This is a genomic window from Pseudomonas sp. NIBRBAC000502773, from assembly GCF_006517195.1.
Taxonomy (GTDB): Bacteria; Pseudomonadota; Gammaproteobacteria; order Pseudomonadales; family Pseudomonadaceae; genus Aquipseudomonas; species Aquipseudomonas marginalis.
The window spans coordinates 6,241,248-6,259,070 of record NZ_CP041189.1 but is presented as its reverse complement, the minus strand read 5'-3'; the positions used below and the strand labels follow the sequence as shown (position 1 = coordinate 6,259,070).

Sequence of the window (17,823 nt, the reverse complement as noted above, 5' to 3'; positions counted from 1 at the left end):
ACCTCACCAGACCTGGCCCTGGCGTTTCAACTCCAGGCGTCGCACGAACTCTTCCAGCACCAGGCTGTACAGGTCGTCCTGCAAGTAGGCATCTTCGATGCCGGCATCGAGGTTGGGGTTGTCGTTGACCTCGATCACCACCACCTTGTCGCCGGACTGCTTGAGGTCCACACCGTAGAGGCCGTCGCCGATCAGGTTGGCGGTCTTCACCGCCAGTTCCACCACCGCCCGGGGCGCTTCATGCACGGCCAGGGTGCGGCATTCGCCGTTGATGGCATGGCCGATGGCCTTGTGGTTATAGATCTGCCAATGGCCCTTGGACATGAAGTACTGGCAGGCAAAGATCGGTTTGCGGTTGAGTACGCCGATGCGCCAGTCGTACTCGGTGTAGAAGAATTCCTGGGCCAGCAGCAGCACCGAATGCTCGAACAACTCGGCGGTGGCCTTGAGCAAGGCCTGCTGGCTTTCGACCTTGATCACGCCCCGGGAGAAACACCCGTCGGGAATCTTCAACACCAGCGGAAACCCAAGGCGCTCGCCGACCCGTTCGAAGTCCTGCGGTCGTTCCTTGTAGAGAATCTCGGTGGCAGGCATACCTAACTGATGGCTGTTGAGCAGGTCGGTAAGGTAGACCTTGTTGGTACAACGCAGGATCGACGCCGGGTCGTCCATCACCACCAGGCCTTCGCTTTCGGCTTTTTTGGCAAAGCGGTAGGTATGGTTGTCGACACTGGTGGTCTCGCGGATCAGCAAGGCGTCGTATTCGGCCAGGCGCGCGTAGTCCTTGCGCTCGATCAGTTCCACATCGATGCCCAGGCCCTTGCCGACGCGGATGAAGTTATCCAAAGCCTTGGCATTGGACGGCGGCAATTGCTCCTGGGGGTCATGGAGGATCGCCAGGTCATAACGGGCCAGACGCCGTGAACGGGGTTGGCGCCAGATCCTGCGGCTGAAGTTATCGAGGGCGTGGGCGAATTGATCTTCCTGGTCGTCGCGTAACTTGTGCAATACGCCGGACTTGACCCCTACGATATGCCAACCGTTATGTTTTCTGAACTCAACTAACAAGATCGGACATGGGAATTTTTCAAATAACTGGCGGGCTAATTCCTGCAGCGGTTCTATAGTGGTCCGGCCAAAATAAAGTGTCAGGGTAAACCCTTCGGTATTACTGTAGAGGTGATGACTCAAGGCTTTATCAAGGGTTTTATCCAAGTCGTCCAGCGCCAGGCCGTACAGCGACTTCCTGGTCAGCTCACTGATGGTGCGCACCGAAGGAATCACCTTGTGTCCGCGCGCTTCGGCCAGCAAAGAGCAGTAGTAGCCGTGCCCCAGGTACTTGTAGCTGCGGCACAGATTGATCACCTGCACCCGCTTGCCTGATTCGTTCTGCCGGGTTTGCTCCAGGTACTCCTGGGCGGTGACGATGTCTTCGCTGGGAAAGTAGGAGGCCCAATCTTCCTTACGTTCAACAATGATCACCACTTGACTGTTACTTCGAGGCGGCGCCGAAAAAAAGCCCTTCGATGTTATTGTCGCCGCGACGATTTGCTCGGATACTTCACGCCAATGACCTTGTACCGCCGACATAATATTTGATCCGCTTTAGAGAACTCGACCTTTTCTATTAAGCACGATCTTTTAGGGAAGTCCCGTTTCGTTACGCAACTTTTACGGCGGTTATATGGCTCTTTTCTCTCGCGTTGCATTACCCGGTGATATACCGGCATTAGTCGCATTGGAACACCAGTGTTTCAGCAGCGACCGGCTCTCATCGCGCAGTTTTCACTGGATGATCAGCCGCGCCCACGGCCAATTGCGGGTGGCGGAACAGGATGGGCAGTTGCTCGGTTATGCGCTGGTGCTGTTTCGTCGTGGCAGCGTGTTCGCGCGCCTGTATTCCATCGCCATTGCCGAGCACGCACGCGGCCTCGGGCTGGGCAAGCAGTTGCTCAGCCATGCCGAGGCCGGCGCGGTGACGCACGGTTGCACCCACCTGCGCATGGAGGTACGCACCGACAACCCCGGCGCCCTGGCGCTGTATGAACGCAACGGCTACCGGCGCTTCGCCGTGGTCAACGACTACTACGCAGACCACACCCCGGCCCTGCGCCTGGAGAAAACCCTGGTCAGGCCACCTGCTTGATCCCGGCCTTGGCTTCCAGCTCGCGCACCAGCGGCAATACACGTTTTCCGAAGTACTCCACTTCTTCCTGGAAGTGCAGGAAGCCCGCCAGCACCAGGTCCACCCCCACGGCCTTGAGCGCGACGATGCGCTCGGCAATCTGCTGCGGGGTACCGATCAGGTTGGTCTTGAAGCCATCGTTGTACTGCACCAGGTCTTCAAAGCTCGACTTGGCCCAGTTGCCCTCGCCTTCGGGTGATGCCTTGCCGGCCTGCCTGGCGGCGTCGCCAAAGGCATTCACGGCTTCCGGGTCGGCCTTGTCGATGATCTCCGCGAGCACGGCGCGGGCTTCTTCCTCGGTGTCGCGGGCGATGATGAACGCATTCACACCGACCTTGACCGAATGGTGGTTGGCGGCGGCCTTGGCGCGAATGTCATCGACCTGGGCCTTGATGCCTTCCGGGGTGTTGCCGTTGGTGAAATACCAGTCCGACACACGCGCGGCCATGTCTCGCGCGGCCCGCGAGCTGCCGCCCTGGAACACTTCCGGCTGGCCCAGGGGCTTGGGCTTGAGGGTGTAGTTGTTGAAACGGTAGAAGTCGCCCTTGAAGGTAAAGTCGTCCTGGGTCCAGATGCCTTTGAGGGCGCGGATAAACTCCTCGGAACGGCGATAGCGCTCGTCATGCTCCAGCCAGTGTTCGCCGATGGCCTGGAACTCGCCCTTGAACCAGCCACTGACGATGTTCACCGCAATGCGGCCATTGGTCAGCTGGTCGATGGTCGCCAGTTGCTTAGCCGCCAGCGCCGGTTGCCACGGGCCGGGCAGGATCGCGGCGATGACTTTGAGCGTGGTGGTCGCGGCCAGCAAGGCGTGGCTGAACGCCACGGACTCATGCTGGTTCTCGGCGCCATAGCCGGCGGTGAAGCGGATCTGGGTCAGGCCGTATTCGAAGCCGGCTTCCTCGGCCAATTGCGCCAGTTTGCGGTTGTAGTCGATGCCCCAGTGGGTGCGTTGTTCGATCTTGCTGACCACCAGCCCACCGCTGACGTTGGGCACCCAATAGGCAAATTTCACGGCTTGCTGACTCATCGAACGGTACCTCGCATAAAGGAATGTACCGTGGTGTGGAGCAGCAAGCGTGCCAGGCGGGGGCAAACGCCCGCGCCACAAGGGGTGCGGCGTGGATTCGGGGCTGGGAGGCTTGGAATGTCAATGTCAGGGATTGCAACGGTTTGTCGGTTTGCTGTTGCTGGAGCAACAGCAAACAGCGTGCATCCCCCATAAACATTGGCCCTGGGACCCGGCACGGACTGTGCAATCACTCCCGGCACCGATCACTGCCCCGGAGCCTTGCTCATGACCGAACACCACGTTATCAACCCGCTGTCTGTCGGCGTCGACTACCCCACGCTGGCGGCGCGCTTTCGTCCGATTTTCCAGCGCATCGCCGCTGGCGCGGTGGAACGCGAACAAACCCGCGCCCTGCCCCATGAGCCGATCCAGTGGCTCAAGGAGGCCGGCTTCGGCGCGGTGCGGGTGCCGGTAGAATATGGCGGTGGCGGTGCGTCGCTACCGCAACTGTTCGAACTGCTGATCGAACTGGCCGAGGCCGACTCCAACGTGCCCCAGGCCCTGCGCGGGCATTTCGCCTTTGCCGAAGACCGCCTGAATGCGCCGCCCAGTGCCGGCCGCGACCTGTGGTTCAAACGCTTTGTCGACGGCGACATCGTCGGCTGCGCCTGGACCGAAATCGGCACCGTGGCCATCGGCGAGGTTGTCACCAAGGTCAGCCCGGACGGCGATCGGTGGAAACTCAACGGTGAAAAGTTCTACAGCACCGGCAGTATTTTCTCCGACTGGATCGACGTGTACGCCCAGCGCAGCGACACCGGCGGTGATGTGATCGCCGCCACCCGCGCACGCCAACCCGGCGTGGAGCACAGCGATGACTGGGACGGCTTTGGCCAGCGCACCACCGGCAGCGGCACCTCGCGCTTTACCGATGCGGTGGTGGAGGCGGAAAACGTCATCGATTTCGCGACCCGCTTCAAATACCAGACCGCGTTCTACCAACTTGTCCTGCTGGCCAGCCTCGCCGGTATCGGCCGTGCCGCGTTGCGCGATGTGGCCCACCAGGTGCGCAGCCGCAAGCGCATCTACAGCCACGGCAATGCCCAGCACGTCAGCCAGGATGCCCAGATCCAGCAGGTGGTGGGCGAAGTCGCCGCGTGGGTCTACGCCGCCGAAGCCAGCGCGCTGAAAGCCGCCGTGCCGGCGCAGCGGGCGTACCTGGCGCGGTTCGGTGGGGATGAAGTCGCCGAGCGCGAAGCCAACGTCGCGGCCGAAATCGAGTCAGCCACCGCGCAAGTGGTGGTGTCGGAGCTGATCCAGCGCGCCACCAGTGAGTTGTTCAACGCCCTGGGGGCGTCGGATGTGCGCCAGGGCAAGTCCCTCGACCGCCATTGGCGCAATGCGCGGACCGTGTCGTCGCACAACCCGGTGATCTACAAGGCGCGGATCGTGGGGGACTGGGTGATCAATGGCACCGAGCCGCCGTTTGTGTGGCAGATCGGCAATGGCCCGGCGAAAGTCTGAGGCTGAGCGGGGTCAAAACTGTGGGAGGGGGCTATGCCGATCAGTTAAGAGATAGAACGGGCAAACAGTAACCTGTGGCGAGCGGGCTTGCCGAATCGTCGCACCGCCCGCGTTGGGCTGCGCAGCAGCCCCAAAACACAGCCCCGGACCTGCCTGGCACACAGCAGCGCTCTTATTGGGGCTGCTGCGCAGCCCAACGCGGGGCAAGCCCGCTCACCACAGTTACAGTGTTCCTCCTTAACTGACTGGCATTAGGGCTTGCCCCCTCCCACATTTGGCCCCTGTGTATTTGAATCCTGTGTACACCTCAAAAGGCCAATTTGTAGCCGATGGTCATCAACATGATCGCCAGGCACGGGCGCAGTACGCCGTCCGGGACCTTGCCGGTCATGTGGCTGCCGAAGTAAATGCCCGGCAGCGACCCCATCAGCAGAAAGCCCAGCAGGTGCCAGTCCATATTGCCCATGCCGGCATGGCCCAGGCCCGCCACCAGGGTCAGGGGCACGGCGTGGGCGATCTCGGTGCCGACCAGGCGGCGCGTGGCCAGGAACGGATAGAGGATAAACAGCGCGACCGTACCGAGGGCGCCGGCGCCGATGGAGGTGAGCGCAACCATGGTCCCCAGCACCGCCCCGGTCACCACGGTCAGGGCATTCAGGTTGCGCGGGTTCATATGGTAGTGATCGCCCGCATGGCGCTGGGCGAACGCCAGCAGGCGTTGCTTGAACAGGATCGCCAGGGCGGTGAGCAGCAGCACCACGCCGAGGGCCTGCTTGATCACTGCGTTCATGGCGCTGGGGTCGGTGTGCAGGCTGGCGAGGAACCACAGGGTCAGCAACACCGCAGGCACGCTGCCCAGGGTCAGCCAGCCGGTGATGGTCCAGTCGATGTTCTTGTTCTTGCTGTGGACCAGTACGCCACCGGATTTGGTGATGGCCGCGTACAGTAGGTCAGTGCCCACGGCCGTGGCTGGGTTGATGCCGAACCACAACAGGATCGGGGTCATCAAGGAGCCCCCGCCGACACCGGTCATGCCGACGATAAAACCAACGATCAGGCCCGCAATTACAAAACCAAAGTTACCCACTTCCATCAACGCTACCCGCGGCCTTATAAATTTCTGGCCGCAGGATAGCGATTTTTCTTATAACGACTTATATCAATATGATCTGACTTTATGCCTTTTATGGCAGTCGACGACAGACATACGCCTGGGTCTGATAAGGAAACGCCACCGTGTCGCGGCCCTTCAGGGCCGGATGGCTGGCGATCAAGCCACGCAACTGCTCGCTCACGAGGGCTTTTTCAGCCTCGGGCAACGCAGCAATAAAGCTCACGGAGAGGAAGCGATCCATGATCACTTCCTGGGGGCTGCCGACGTGGCTATAGGGGAAACAGGTCATTTCGGGGTCGGAGAAGTACTTGCCGTCGAAGGCTTCGCGCCAGCGTCCGGAGTGAAAACGCGGGGTGTCACCCTCGTAGGGCGTAATGATCGCAGTGATCGCCGCCACCCAGTCCACCGACTCATCGCGCACATTCCACACCAGCCCGAGGCGCCCTTCGGGCTTGAGCACGCGGTGGATTTCCGCCAGCGCGGCCTGGGTGGAGAACCAGTGAAAGGCTTGCGCGCAGACCACGGCGTCGGCGCTGGCGGTTTCCAGGGGGATGGCTTCGGCGGTGCCGTTGACCAGGCGCACATCCGGCAACAGCCGGGTCAACTGCGCACCCATGGCCTGCACCGGTTCGACGGCGATCAACGCGGGTGCCAGGGTGCTGAGCAGGCGCGTGAACTTGCCGGTGCCGGCGCCCAGGTCGATCACCCGTGAGTGCCCATCGACGCCGAGTACATCCGTGAGCCATCCCGTGAGTTGCCTGGGATAATTCGGCCGGCCCTGGGCGTAGGTGGCGGCCTGGGTAGAGAAACCTTGTTGAGCAGACGTGTGGACACCAGTCATTGCCAATCTCTCCTCGGGTAAAGCGGGGGCACAGTGTGCGCCTTCCCCGGGAGATTTTCTAATCGGCAGCCGTGGGCAACCACACCCGGAACCGTGCGCCGCCCAACGGCGAGGCCAGTGCGGTCAGGGCGCCACCTTGGGCCTCGAGGGCTCGCCGGCTGATGGCCAGGCCCAGGCCAAAGCCACCGGTGGCGCGGTCGCGGCTGCGGTCGAGGCGGTAAAAAGGCTCGAAGATACGCTCGCGCTGGTCCAGCGGAATGCCGATGCCATCGTCATCTACCCAGATTTCACAGCCTTTGGCGCAGACCTTGACGCCCACCTGAATGCGTTTGTCGCAGTAACGCGTGGCATTGCGCAGCAGGTTCTGCAGGGCACGGGCGGTGAGGCGCGGGTCGAGGCTGAAGCGTTCCACAGCGCAGTCGAGCGCCACATCGATGACAATCTCGGGGTTTTCCAGTTCGTCATCGACACTGCCCAGCACGCTGTCGATAAACTCATCGAGCACCACCTCCACACGCTCCGGCAATTGCGCCGGGTTTTGCAGGCGGCTGTAGGACAACAACTCCAGCACCAATTCATCCAGCTCGCGAATATGCGCAACCAGGCCATGCAAGCGCTCGCGACTGGCCTCCGGCAAGTCTTCCGACAGCGCCAGGGCCAGGCCGAAATCCAGGCGTGTGAGCGGTGTGCGCAGTTCATGGGAGACCGCGTTGAGCAGGTCGCGCTGTTGGTTGAGCAGGTGTTCGATGTCGTCGGCCATGGTGTCGAACACCGCCGCCAGGCTGCCGATATTGGAGCTGGGCGGAATGTGCGTGCGCTCGGCCAGGTTGCCCTTGCCCAGTTGCGTGGCGGTGCTTTTCAGGCGTTCGAGATCGCGCCAGTGCGGGCGCAGCCAGAACAGCAGGCAGGCCAGCAACGCGGCGCCGATCAGCACATTCATCGACCAGTACAACAGGTTCATGTCCAGCGGGTCCGGGGGAACGGTCAGCTTGACCACGAACTGCTCGTTGAGCGGCGAGCTGATGTCCTCCATCCAGCCCCACTCCCCCAGGTGAATCACGGGTTTACCCTGCTCCAGCAGTTTGGCTTCCTGTGCGGTGTAGCTGGCGTCCTGGCGCAACAGCAATTGCACTTTGAGGGGCGCGAAGTCACTGCCCAGTTGCTCGGTCACCTGGGACCAGCGCTCCACCGGCGCGCGCAGGTACTGCTTGACGATCAGCTTCTGCATGCCCCGGGACTGCTCGACGTTGTAGTCCAGGTAGCGGTGCTCGAACAGTTGGATCACCAACTTGGGAATCAGGAAGATCGCCGCGCTGTAGGTGATGATGGTGATCAGGTAGAGACGTAGCAGTACACGAAACATCGGTCAGCATTCCCACTCGGAACGGCTGAACAGGTAGCCTTTGCCCCATACGGTCTTGATCTTGCGCGCTTCACCGGCGTGGTCGTCGAACTTGCGCCGCAGCTTGGAAATGGCCACGTCCACCGAGCGGTCGGTGCCGTTGAACTCGATACCGCGCAGGCGTTGCAGGATCTGGTCGCGGCTGAGCACCTCGCCGGCATGCCGGGCCAGCACCACCAGCAGGTTGTATTCGCCGCTGGACAACTCCACCGCCTGCTCGCGCCAGGTCACCGTGCGTTCCGACAGGTCGATGCACAGGTTGCCCATCAGGATCTGGTCATTGGCCACCTGGGGCTCGGACAGACTGCTGCGCCGCAGCAAGGTGCGCACCCGCGCCAGCAGCACACGCGGCTCGCAGGGTTTGGTGACATAGTCGTCGGCGCCCATTTCCAGGCCCAGCACCTGGTCGTGGCTGTCGTCGCGGGCGGTGAGCATCAGGATCGGCAGGCCCGCCGAATCGGCGCGCAGCAGGCGGCACACTTGCAGGCCGTCGAGGCCGGGCAGCATCAGGTCGAGGATCACCAGGTCCGGCGGGTTGAGGCGCGCGCGCTCGCGGACGTGGTCGCCACGACTGAGCACACTGACGTGGTAGCCGTTGCGTTCCAGGTAGCTGGCAATCAGCTCGGAGAGTGCGGCGTCGTCTTCCACCAGGAGGATGTTGGGCATGGTGTTTCCAAATAATGCGGTTTGTTGGTGTGTTGCAGGATTGTGCAAGGATATACGCCCTCGGCTCCCCGCGCGCCGCACCTTACATTTCTTCACAGACGACCTACACAGCTTCACAGCACCACGGCGCAGGTGCCCTTAGGATGCGCCAGTCAATATTGGGATAAGAGCATGTCGAAGAATCTGTTTGCGCCATTTTGCCTGTTGGCCCTGACGCTGGCCCTGAGTGCCTGTGACCAATCGGCCGACGAGGCGCCGCAAATGCCCCTGGCCAAAGTGCGCATCGAAACCCTTGAGGCCAGGCCCCTCTCCATCACCAGCGAATTGAGCGGACGCATCGCCGCGCCACGCATCGCCGAAGTGCGCGCACGGGTGGCCGGGGTGGTGATGCAACGGGTGTTCAAGGAAGGCCATGACGTCAAACAGGGCGACGTGTTGTTTCGCATCGATCCGGCACCGTTCAAGGCTGACCTGGACAGCGCCCAGGCCAACCTGAGCAAGGCCGAGGCCAATGCGTTCCAGGCGCGCCTGCAGGAGCAGCGCTACAGCCAACTGGTGGAAGGCAATGCCATCAGCGGCCAGGACTACGACAACGCCCGCGCCAACCTGCGCCAGACCAACGCCGAAGTCGCCGCCAACAAGGCCGCCGTCGAGCGCGCCAGGTTGAACCTGGGCTACGCCACCGTGACCGCGCCGATTTCCGGGCGCATCGGCCGCGCCCTGGTGACCGAAGGGGCACTGGTGGGCCAGAACGAAGCCACGCCCCTGGCGATCATCCAGCAACTGGACCCGATCCACGCCGACCTCACCCAGTCCACCCGCGAGCTCAACGACCTGCGCCGCGCCTTCCGCGCCGGCAGCTTGAAGCAGGTCGGCCAGGACCAGGCCAAGGCCACGTTGATCCAGGACGATGGCAGCCTCTACCCGCTGCCGGGCAAGTTGTTGTTCGCCGAGATCAGCGTCGACCCGGGCACCGGGCAGATCATCCTGCGCAGCGAGTTCCCCAACCCGGACCTCGACCTGTTGCCCGGCAGCTTCGTGCGGGTACGCCTGGAGCAGGCTGTCGACAAACAAGGCATCAGCGTGCCGCAACGCGCCATCACCCGCGACAGCGCCGGCATCCCCATGGTGCTGCTGCTCGACGCCGAGCAGACCGTCAGCCAGCAGCCGGTGGAACTGGGTGCGGTGATCGCTGACCGCTGGGTGGTCAGCCATGGCCTCAAGCCCGGCGACCGTATCGTCGTCGAAGGCCTGCAGCACGCGCGCCCCGGTGAAAAAGTCGAGGTCGATGACAGCCCCACACCCGTTGCCCAGGCTTCCGGCCAATAAGGATCTTTGACAATGCCGCAGTTCTTTATTGACCGCCCGATCTTCGCCTGGGTGGTCGCCCTGTTTATCCTGCTGGCCGGCTTGCTGGCCATCCCGCAGTTGCCGGTGGCCCAGTACCCCAACGTCGCGCCGCCGAAGGTGGAAATCTACGCGGTGTACCCGGGCGCCTCGGCCCAGACCCTGGATGAAAGCGTGGTCAGCCTGATCGAGCAGGAGCTCAACGGCGCCGATCACCTGCTGTATTTCGAATCCCAGAGCAGCCTCGGCTCGGCAACGATTACCGCCACGTTCCAGCCCGGCACCAACCCGGAAATGGCCCAGGTCGATGTGCAAAACCGCCTCAAGGCGGTGGAGCCGCGCCTGCCCCAGGCCGTCACCCAGCAAGGTTTGCAGGTGGAGAAAGTCTCCGCCGGGTTCCTGCTGCTGGTGACCCTCACCTCCAACGACGGCAAGCTCGACGATGTGGCGCTCAGCGATTACCTGGCGCGCAACGTGATGAACGAGCTCAAGCGCCTGGACGGGGTCGGCAAGGCCCAGCTGTACGGTGCCGAACGCGCCATGCGCATCTGGATCGACCCGCAGAAACTGATCGGCTTCAACCTCACGCCGGCCGACGTGAATGCCGCGATCAGCGCACAGAACGCCCAGGTCTCGGCCGGCAGCATCGGTGACTTGCCGGGTACCAGGACCCAGGAAATCACCGCCGCGATCCTGGTCAAGGGCCAGCTGTCCACGCCGGCGGAATTCGCCGATATCGTGCTCAAGGCCAACCCGGACGGCTCCACCGTGCGCATCGGCGATGTGGCGCGGGTAGAAGTGGGCAGTCAGGAATACCAGTTTTCCACGCGCCTGAACGGCAAGCCGTCCACCGCCGTCAGCGTGCAACTGGCGCCGGGGGCCAATGCGCTGAACACCGCGACCCTGGTGCGGGCGAAGATGGACGAGCTGTCGCGCTATTTCCCGGCCAACGTGGAATACAAGATCCCGTACGACACCTCGCCGTTCGTCAAGGTCTCGATCACCAAGGTGGTCTATACCCTGCTCGAAGCCATGGCCCTGGTGTTCGCGGTGATGTTCCTGTTCCTGCAGAACGTGCGCTACACCCTGATCCCGACGCTGGTGGTGCCGATCGCGCTGATGGGCACCTTCGCCACCATGCTGTTGCTGGGCTTCTCGATCAACGTGCTGACCATGTTCGGCATGGTGCTGGCCATCGGCATCCTGGTGGATGACGCCATCGTGGTGGTGGAGAACGTCGAGCGGATCATGGCCACCGAGGGCCTGTCGCCCAAGGACGCGACGAAGAAAGCCATGGGCCAGATCACCGGCGCCATCGTCGGCATTACCCTGGTGCTGGTGGCGGTGTTCCTGCCGATGGCCTTCATGGCCGGCTCGGTGGGGGTGATCTACCAGCAGTTCTCGCTGTCGATGGCCACCTCGATCCTGTTCTCGGCCTTCCTCGCCCTGACCCTGACCCCAGCCCTGTGCGCCACGTTGCTCAAACCGATTGCCAAGGGCGAGCACCATGCCAAGGGTGGGTTCTTCGGCTGGTTCAACAAGCGCTTCGAGCAGCTCACCGACCGCTACGAAGGTTGGGTCGCCTATGCCCTCAAGCGCAGCGGCCGTTACCTGCTGATCTACCTGGTACTGCTGGTGGGCCTGGGGCTGATGTTCAGCCGCCTGCCCTCCTCGTTTCTGCCGGTGGAAGACCAGGGCTATACCATCACCGATATCCAGCTGCCGCCGGGTGCGAGCAAGAACCGCACGGTGCAGGTGGCCGAACAGATCGAGGCGCACAACGCCGGCGAGCCTGGGGTGGGCGATACCACCATGATCATGGGCTTCAGCTTCTCCGGCTCCGGGCAAAACGCGGCGTTGGCGTTTACCACGCTCAAGGATTGGTCGCAACGCAGCAGCGATGACTCCGCCGCCTCGATTGCCGACCGCGCCAACATGGCCTTCAGCGAACTCAAGGACGCGATTGCCTATGCGATCCTGCCGCCCCCGGTGGACGGCCTGGGCACCTCCAGCGGTTTCGAGTTCCGCTTGCAGGACCGCGGCGGTGTAGGCCATGCAGCCTTGATGGCGGCGCGTACCGAATTGCTCGACGCCGCCGGAAAAAGCCCGATCCTGGCCAACGTGCGTGAAAGCGCCCTGGCCGAGGCGCCGCAAGTGCAGCTGGAAGTCGATCGCAAGCAGGCCAACGCGCTGGGCGTCTCGTTTGCGGATGTGGGCAATGTGCTGTCTTCGGCCATCGGTTCGGCCTACGTCAACGACTTCCCCAACCAGGGCCGCATGCAGCGCGTGGTGGTACAGGCCGAAGGCGACCAGCGCAGCCAGGTGGCGGATTTGATGAAGATCCACGTGCGCAACAAGGCGGGCGCGATGGTGCCGCTGTCGGCATTTGTCGTCGCCAAATGGACCCAGGGCCCGGCGCAACTGACGCGCTACAACGGCTACCCGGCTATTGCCATTTCCGGCGAGGCCGCACCTGGCCACAGCACCGGCGAGGCGATGGAGGAAATCCAGCGCCTGGTCAGCCAATTGCCGGCAGGCCTGGGCCAGGAGTGGACCGGGTTGTCGTTGCAGGAACGTTTGTCCGGCTCACAGGCGCCCATACTGTTGGGCCTGTCGCTGCTGATCGTGTTCCTGTGCCTGGCGGCGCTGTATGAAAGCTGGTCGATCCCGACGTCGGTGTTGCTGGTGGTGCCGTTGGGCGTGCTCGGCGCGGTGCTGGCGGTGACCTTGCGGGGCATGCCCAACGATGTGTTTTTCAAGGTCGGCCTGATCACCATCATCGGCTTGTCGGCGAAGAACGCGATCCTGATCATCGAGTTCGCCAAGGACCTGTATGACCAGGGCGAAGACCTCATCGACGCCACCCTGAAAGCCGCACGGCTCCGGTTGCGCCCGATCATCATGACGTCGCTGGCGTTTATCCTCGGCGTGGTGCCCTTGGCGATTGCCACCGGTGCCAGTTCGGCGAGCCAGCAGGCGATTGGTACCGGGGTCATCGGCGGGATGATCACCGCGACCCTGGCGGTGGTGTTTGTGCCGGTGTTCTTTGTGGTGGTCATGAAGCTGGTGCGCAAAAAGCGCTAAGGCTTTTTGGGGAACACTGTAACGGTGGCAAGCCCGCTTGCCACAACAAAAATGCGCTAAGGTGCTCACAGGTAACCATCTGTGAGCTGCCATGCCTTTTCTAGCCCGTACCCACCCTCGCCTCTCCGCCGCCGCCGTGCTCGGCCTTGCCGTCGGCATCCTGGCGCCGGCCGACACCCTCGCCAGCAAAATCCTCATCGGCTGGAACGCCGGGGTCTGGACCTACCTGGTGCTGATGCTGTGGCTGACCAGCCGTGCCAAGGCCGACGATGTAAAGCGCATCGCCGAAATCGAGGACGAAAACGCCGGGCTGGTGCTGTTCACCGTGTGCATTGCCGCCATCGCGAGCCTGGCCACCATCACCTTCGAACTGGTGGGCAGTAAAGACCTGGCCACTTCCGAGCGCCTGTTGCACTACGGGTTTACCGGGCTGACGGTGATCGGTTCATGGCTGTTGATCGGGGTGATTTTCAGCGTGCATTACGCCCGCCTGTATTACACCTGGAATGGCAAGGAACCGGCGTTGCGGTTTGCTGAGGGGCTGTTGACGCCGAACTACTGGGACTTCCTGTATTTCTCCTTCACCATCGGCGTGGCGGTGCAAACCTCTGACGTCGGCGTCGCCACCCGCGGCATGCGCAAGGTGGTGCTGGGGCAATCGCTGATCGGCTTTCTGTTCAATACGGCAATCCTGGGGTTCTCGATCAACATCGCCGCCGGGCTGTTCGGCTAGGCTGCACAAACCTTCTAGACGCCCTGGTGCCGGTGGGCGCTAATACCCTTACACATGCATGCTGGTGTTTTATGGCCGCGCACAATTGGATCGACTTGTCCCAGGACGCCGACACCGGCATCGAGACCCTGCGCGCGCATTTCGAGGGTCACGCCTATGACCCGCACTGGCATGACAGCTACCTGGTCGGCGTCACCGAACAAGGGGTGCAGCAATTCAACTGCCGGCGCACCCGGCACAACAGCGTGCCCGGCCAGGTGTTCCTGATGGAGCCCGGTGAATTGCATGACGGCGACGCCCCCACCGCTGACGGCTTTACCTACCACATGCTGTACCTCGACCCGCAGTGGCTGGCGCGGGAAGTGAGTGCGGTGTTCGAAGAGGCGCCCCTCAACAGTCAACTGGGGTTTACCAGCACCTTGACCAGCGACCCGCGCCTGGCGCTGGCCACCAGCCGTGCGTTCCAGACCCTGCACAGCGGCGAACTGCGCATCGTGCGCCAGCGCGCCATGGACCAATTGCTGGAGTGCCTTACCGCCCAACTCCAATGGCGCACCCGCTACCGTGAAGACCCGCGCTTGCCGCGGGTGGCCTATAGGGCGCGGGACTATCTGCATGCCCACCTGCAGCAAGACGTGGGCATGGACGAACTGGCCTTGACGTGCGGCGTCGACCGCTTTCGCCTGACCCGCGCCTTCAAGAGCGCCTTCGGCCTGCCGCCCCACGCCTACCTGGTGCAACTGCGCCTGGCCCGCGCCCGGTATTTGCTGGCCAAGGGCGAACAACCGGCAGACGTGGCGATTGCCCTGGGCTTCGCCGACCAGAGCCACCTGGGCCGCTGGTTCATCCGCGCCTACGGCCTCACGCCCGCCGCGTACCGCAAGCGCTGCTCAAACCTTCCAGACACGCAAGGCACCGGCTTGTAAAGATCGACTCCATCAATTGGTTTACCGGAGTCCCCCGCCATGCTGTCCACCTTGCTGCCATTCATGCTGTTCGCCTTCGTCGCCTCCATCACACCCGGCCCGACTAACATCCTGGTGCTGAGCAACAGCGCCCGCTACGGTCTCAAGGCCGCCATGCCGATCATTCTAGGCGCCTGCGCCGGGGCGGCGGGACTCGTGCTGCTGGTGGGGTCAGGCGTTGGACAATCCTTGGTGCAATGGCCCGGCGTGCAAACGGCGATGCGGTGGGTTGGGGTCGCCTGGTTGAGCTGCCTGGCGTGGCAGATTTACAGCGCACCGGCACAGGCGGTCGATGCGCAATCGACGCAAAAACGCCTGGGCTTGACCGGTGCCGCCAGCCTGCAACTGATCAACCCGAAAACCTGGATGATGGCCGTGGCAGTGGTCAGCGTGTTTGCCGGCAATGGCACCGAACGCCAGAGCCAGGTCCTCACGCTGTCCCTGGTATTTTTCCTGATATCGCTGCCTTGTCTCGGCGCCTGGGCCGTGCTGGGCGCGGGATCCAGCCGGGTCTTGCGCTCGGCGCAGGCCATGCAACGCTTCAACCGGTGCATGGCCTTGCTCTTGCTGGGGTCGACCTGGCTGGGCGCACTGATCTGAAGGCGAAAAAAAAGGGGAAGCCGAAGCTTCCCCTGTTCAAGTGAGTGCGTGCCTTAGAAGTCGTAACGCAGGCCGAAGTTGACACCCCACGGCTGATCGATCTTCTTGCCTTTGCTGGTTTCAACGTCGGCATGCAGCTTGACGTTTTTCGATACAGACATCGCCACGCCAGCCGCCAGCTCGATCCGCGAGCCCGACAGATCATTGTTGAAGCTCTGATCGTTGACGAACACCTTGTTGCTTTGGTCGAACTCATGGGCGAGCGCGGTGCGCAGGTACGGCTGCAACACACTGCCGCTTTCCAGCTGAATGTTCTTGCCAGCCGTCACGCCCACCTTACCGACCACGGAGCTGGAGCGATCACCTTTGGCCTGCAGGCCGTTGGACAACTCGTAGCTCTGTGCCTGGGTGATGGTTGCCGACAACTGGCCGTAAGGCTCGACGAAGAAATCCTCATCCAGCTGGATATGGCGACCGAACTCCGCCGACACGCCCACCGCGTTTTGCGTGTAGCTGCCCTTGGCTTTCTTGCCGTCGCTCATGGTCACATTGACGTCGTTGTGCAAACGGTTGAGCTTGGCGACACCATCGAAATACAGACCGCTTTCATCATCCAGCCACGTGGCATAGGCGCCCAGGTAGTAGCTCTTGACCTCGCCTTTACTGCCGCGGTTCAGACTCAGGTCCGAGGTGCTGTGGCCGGCCATCACACCCGCCAGCCACTGGCCATCGCCGCTGGACAACGGCGCATCGGCGCCAATAGTGAAGCCCTTCTGGGTTTGCGCATACCCGGCACCGTTCTTGTTGGCGGCGACCTCATATTTGTTGCCGTAGCTGCGCATCCACAGGCCATTGTCCTTGCCATCGCTGAAACGCAATTCCCCCATCCGCGTACGCAGGAGGGACGACTCACCGTACAGAACGGTCGGCGCACTGTTGAACAAGGCCAGAACCGAATGGGCGCTGGTGCTGGTGCCGCGACGCGTCGGGTCGAGCAGCCAGTCGGTGCCGTCCTTCTGCAGGCCATAGGCGTAGGCACCGATGTCCACGGTGTCGCCCACCAGGGAGAAGTGGGCATCGCCGCCTCCGGTGTGCACCACCTTGATCGGCTGGCCGCTGGCCAGTTCCGAACCGGTGGCGTCCAGCAACAGGCTATGGTTACCCTCAGCCTTGCCTTCCACGTTCAGGAAGTCGGTCTGGTGGGTGGAGAAGTCGGTGTGCATGACAAAGGTGCCATTGCCTTCCAGGCTCTTCACGTCCAACTGGTAGAACTCATCCGGCCCACCAAAGTGTACGGTGCCGCCGCCCATCTTCAAGGCGTCGACATTGCTGTCGCCCACCAGCATCCAGTTGGACGCGGTGTTCACGCTCAACTCGGCCACGTTCTTCAACTGGCCGGTCAGCCAGGAGCCATTGTTGAGCTGCACCTTCGCGCTGCTGCCGTCTTCGACCACGATGTCACCCACCAGGAGGCTGCGGTCAACGTTCATGTTGGCGGAGGAACCGCCGGTGACTTCCAGGATATTGCCGTTGCCACCGCTCAAGGTCGAACCGTTGAGGACATGGATGTCCGCGTCGGTCGCACCGTATGCATCGCCCTCCACCAACAGTGCCGCGCCATTGCGGCCCTCGACATGAGAGCCGTTCAATACCAGGCTGCTGTTGTTCAAGTCCGCACTTTCATAACTCAGGCGTACACCATTCTCGCCACCGGTAATGAAGCTGCCGACAGCGTTCGCAGCCCCGCCCAGCAATAACACGCCGATGCCATTTTCATCAGTAGCAATGACATCCGAGTCAAAGAAGTTGAGTTGGCTGAACGCAGTGGCCCGCGCACCTTCTGTGGAGCCGATGATCGTGCTGTCGAACACAGTGGCTGTCGACCCCTCATCCGTGAGGAAGTTACGTGCAGCCACAAGGCCGACACCATTGTTATTGATGACCTGGCTGCCCCTGATGTGGGCGCTGCTGCCTTGCAGGTTGATGGCAAAGGCGGCAGAGCTGCGGGCCTCTACCGTGGCACCATCGAGGTTGATTTGCGCACCCTGGGTCGCGTAAATGTCCTGCGCCTTGGTACCGGCATTGAGGGTCAGCGTACCGGCAGACACTCGGGATTGACGCAGTTCGGCACCGTTGGATGTCAGGTGCGCATTCTCGCTGATGACCCAGTCATCAACACGCGCACCCGCCTCAATGGTGCGGTCCATGCCCGGATGTAATGTCGTGGTGGCATGGGTGAATGTGGCACCCAGCAACAGGAAGCCGACAGCAGGCGCCTGGAGCGCCAGCGCCAAAGGATGTTTTTTGAACTGTGCATCGATAGTCATTGCATGTATACCCGTGAAGAACC

13 protein-coding genes and 1 pseudogene are annotated in these 17,823 nt (G+C 62.5%); 7 read left to right on the top strand and 7 right to left on the bottom strand.

Annotated elements, in window-relative coordinates; genetic code table 11:
• Positions 1–3: 3 nt before the first annotated feature.
• Positions 4–1,590 carry a RimK family protein gene (locus NIBR502773_RS28655; protein WP_141157562.1) on the bottom strand — a complete coding sequence of 529 codons (1,587 nt, stop codon included), beginning with the start codon at positions 1,588–1,590 and terminating at the stop codon, positions 4–6.
• A 94-nt stretch (positions 1,591–1,684) separates the two neighbouring features.
• Between NIBR502773_RS28655 and NIBR502773_RS28650 the strand changes: the two are divergent.
• A pseudogene (locus NIBR502773_RS28650) lies at positions 1,685–2,134 on the top strand (GNAT family N-acetyltransferase); the annotation flags it as partial.
• Here the strand turns inward: NIBR502773_RS28650 and sfnG are convergent.
• A complete protein-coding gene (sfnG, locus tag NIBR502773_RS28645; RefSeq protein ID WP_141157560.1) occupies positions 2,130–3,215 on the bottom strand; it encodes a dimethylsulfone monooxygenase SfnG in 1,086 nt (361 codons plus the stop codon). The pseudogene NIBR502773_RS28650 and the gene sfnG sit on opposite strands and share 5 nt — an antisense overlap.
• Before the next feature lie 267 nt (positions 3,216–3,482).
• Between sfnG and NIBR502773_RS28640 the strand changes: the two genes are divergently transcribed.
• Complete coding sequence (locus tag NIBR502773_RS28640; RefSeq protein ID WP_141157559.1) at positions 3,483–4,721, top strand: acyl-CoA dehydrogenase family protein; 1,239 nt, start codon at positions 3,483–3,485, stop codon at positions 4,719–4,721.
• A 307-nt stretch (positions 4,722–5,028) separates the two neighbouring features.
• Here NIBR502773_RS28640 and NIBR502773_RS28635 read toward each other — a convergent pair whose 3' ends face one another.
• The 4 genes from NIBR502773_RS28635 to NIBR502773_RS28620 all read right to left on the bottom strand — a co-directional run bounded on the left by NIBR502773_RS28635 (position 5,029) and on the right by NIBR502773_RS28620 (position 8,744).
• Positions 5,029–5,814 (bottom strand): sulfite exporter TauE/SafE family protein, encoded by a 786-nt coding sequence (locus NIBR502773_RS28635; protein WP_027606416.1) that lies wholly within the window; start codon positions 5,812–5,814, stop codon positions 5,029–5,031.
• Between the two features lie 91 nt (positions 5,815–5,905).
• Complete coding sequence (locus NIBR502773_RS28630) at positions 5,906–6,676, bottom strand: class I SAM-dependent methyltransferase (RefSeq protein WP_141157558.1); 771 nt, start codon at positions 6,674–6,676, stop codon at positions 5,906–5,908.
• A 58-nt stretch (positions 6,677–6,734) separates the two neighbouring features.
• Complete coding sequence (locus NIBR502773_RS28625; protein WP_141157557.1) at positions 6,735–8,039, bottom strand: ATP-binding protein; 1,305 nt, start codon at positions 8,037–8,039, stop codon at positions 6,735–6,737.
• A 3-nt stretch (positions 8,040–8,042) separates the two neighbouring features.
• The gene (locus tag NIBR502773_RS28620) at positions 8,043–8,744 is read right to left on the bottom strand and encodes a response regulator transcription factor (protein WP_065906561.1); all 702 of its coding nucleotides are present in this window, start codon (positions 8,742–8,744) and stop codon (positions 8,043–8,045) included.
• A 171-nt stretch (positions 8,745–8,915) separates the two neighbouring features.
• On the opposite strand from NIBR502773_RS28620, the gene NIBR502773_RS28615 reads away from it, so the two are divergent.
• The 5 genes from NIBR502773_RS28615 (at position 8,916) to NIBR502773_RS28595 (ending at position 15,473) form a co-directional block, all read left to right on the top strand.
• Positions 8,916–10,073, top strand: coding sequence for an efflux RND transporter periplasmic adaptor subunit (locus NIBR502773_RS28615; RefSeq protein ID WP_141157556.1), 1,158 nt, complete (start codon positions 8,916–8,918; stop codon positions 10,071–10,073).
• A gap of 12 nt (positions 10,074–10,085) precedes the next feature.
• Positions 10,086–13,175: an efflux RND transporter permease subunit gene (locus NIBR502773_RS28610; protein ID WP_141157555.1), complete on the top strand. Its 3,090-nt coding sequence runs from the start codon at positions 10,086–10,088 to the stop codon at positions 13,173–13,175.
• Positions 13,176–13,266: 91 nt separating this feature from the next.
• Positions 13,267–13,908, top strand: a complete 642-nt coding sequence (locus tag NIBR502773_RS28605) for a DUF1345 domain-containing protein (protein ID WP_092488619.1) — start codon at positions 13,267–13,269, stop codon at positions 13,906–13,908.
• A 71-nt stretch (positions 13,909–13,979) separates the two neighbouring features.
• Positions 13,980–14,834: an AraC family transcriptional regulator gene (locus tag NIBR502773_RS28600; protein WP_141157554.1), complete on the top strand. Its 855-nt coding sequence runs from the start codon at positions 13,980–13,982 to the stop codon at positions 14,832–14,834.
• A gap of 39 nt (positions 14,835–14,873) precedes the next feature.
• Complete coding sequence (locus tag NIBR502773_RS28595) at positions 14,874–15,473, top strand: LysE family translocator (RefSeq protein WP_141157553.1); 600 nt, start codon at positions 14,874–14,876, stop codon at positions 15,471–15,473.
• Positions 15,474–15,526: 53 nt separating this feature from the next.
• On the opposite strand, the gene NIBR502773_RS28590 is transcribed toward NIBR502773_RS28595, so the two are convergent.
• The gene (locus NIBR502773_RS28590) at positions 15,527–17,800 is read right to left on the bottom strand and encodes an autotransporter outer membrane beta-barrel domain-containing protein (protein ID WP_141157552.1); all 2,274 of its coding nucleotides are present in this window, start codon (positions 17,798–17,800) and stop codon (positions 15,527–15,529) included.
• Between the last annotated feature and the right edge of the window lie 23 nt (positions 17,801–17,823).

Bases quoted from the DNA above. Each gene is read 5' to 3' on its own strand.
- sfnG (WP_141157560.1), bottom strand. From the start codon at position 3,215: ATGAGTCAGCAAGCCGTGAAATTTGCCTATTGGGTGCCCAACGTCAGC.
- NIBR502773_RS28620 (WP_065906561.1), bottom strand. From the start codon at position 8,744: ATGCCCAACATCCTCCTGGTGGAAGACGACGCCGCACTCTCCGAGCTG.
- NIBR502773_RS28600 (WP_141157554.1), top strand. From the start codon at position 13,980: ATGGCCGCGCACAATTGGATCGACTTGTCCCAGGACGCCGACACCGGC.
- NIBR502773_RS28590 (WP_141157552.1), bottom strand. From the start codon at position 17,800: ATGACTATCGATGCACAGTTCAAAAAACATCCTTTGGCGCTGGCGCTC.
- NIBR502773_RS28595 (WP_141157553.1), top strand. From the start codon at position 14,874: ATGCTGTCCACCTTGCTGCCATTCATGCTGTTCGCCTTCGTCGCCTCC.
- NIBR502773_RS28615 (WP_141157556.1), top strand. From the start codon at position 8,916: ATGTCGAAGAATCTGTTTGCGCCATTTTGCCTGTTGGCCCTGACGCTG.
- NIBR502773_RS28635 (WP_027606416.1), bottom strand. From the start codon at position 5,814: ATGGAAGTGGGTAACTTTGGTTTTGTAATTGCGGGCCTGATCGTTGGT.
- NIBR502773_RS28640 (WP_141157559.1), top strand. From the start codon at position 3,483: ATGACCGAACACCACGTTATCAACCCGCTGTCTGTCGGCGTCGACTAC.
- NIBR502773_RS28625 (WP_141157557.1), bottom strand. From the start codon at position 8,039: ATGTTTCGTGTACTGCTACGTCTCTACCTGATCACCATCATCACCTAC.
- NIBR502773_RS28655 (WP_141157562.1), bottom strand. From the start codon at position 1,590: ATGTCGGCGGTACAAGGTCATTGGCGTGAAGTATCCGAGCAAATCGTC.
- NIBR502773_RS28630 (WP_141157558.1), bottom strand. From the start codon at position 6,676: ATGACTGGTGTCCACACGTCTGCTCAACAAGGTTTCTCTACCCAGGCC.
- NIBR502773_RS28605 (WP_092488619.1), top strand. From the start codon at position 13,267: ATGCCTTTTCTAGCCCGTACCCACCCTCGCCTCTCCGCCGCCGCCGTG.
- NIBR502773_RS28610 (WP_141157555.1), top strand. From the start codon at position 10,086: ATGCCGCAGTTCTTTATTGACCGCCCGATCTTCGCCTGGGTGGTCGCC.